This window comes from Streptomyces kronopolitis, assembly GCF_014646275.1.
Taxonomy (GTDB): Bacteria; Actinomycetota; Actinomycetes; order Streptomycetales; family Streptomycetaceae; genus Streptomyces; species Streptomyces kronopolitis.
This window is the reverse complement of the sequence record NZ_BMND01000138.1, coordinates 1-514: the sequence shown is the minus strand read 5'-3', so window position 1 is coordinate 514 and position 514 is coordinate 1. Positions and strand designations below refer to the sequence as shown.

Genomic DNA, 514 nt, shown 5'->3' with positions numbered 1-514 from the left:
AAAACATTTTATCTTAATCAAAACCAAAGCCGATCTAAACGAAACCGCTAAAAAACTCAACCGCCTTATGCATAACCACAACATCACAGCGCCTCAGCGCGTGCTATATGTGAGTGGCATGCTTTTATCCATGCAAGAAATTAAAGGCAAAAAAGAGGGCTTAAAACCAAGCGATTTAAAAGGCGAATTGACCGATACTAGCCGTGATGGTGTTTTAGTGTTTAACCAAATTAGCGAATTTTTGAAAACCAAAAACTTGAGCGAAGAAAAACGAGATCTAATGCTTGCCAGTTTTAAAGAAATCAGTAAAGACCCGCAGCACGATAAAGAAACGAGCCTTGATAAAGCCATAAGCATGCTTTTAAAAAAAGATTCAAGTATCACTAAGCAAATTTTTACCTTTCTTTATGAATTTGTCCATAAGCCCATTAATGAAAGCGACAATACCGGTCATTTAGACATCATGGGCGAACTTTATAGCGAATTTTTAAAATACGCTTTAGGGGATGGTAAG

The 514-nt window shown here is 37.0% G+C and carries 1 protein-coding gene; it reads left to right on the top strand.

Translation table 11 applies throughout. From position 1 onward, the window contains the following. Positions 1-514: hypothetical protein (locus IEY78_RS35520; RefSeq protein WP_229700359.1), on the top strand; the 514-nt coding region annotated here is incomplete at both ends.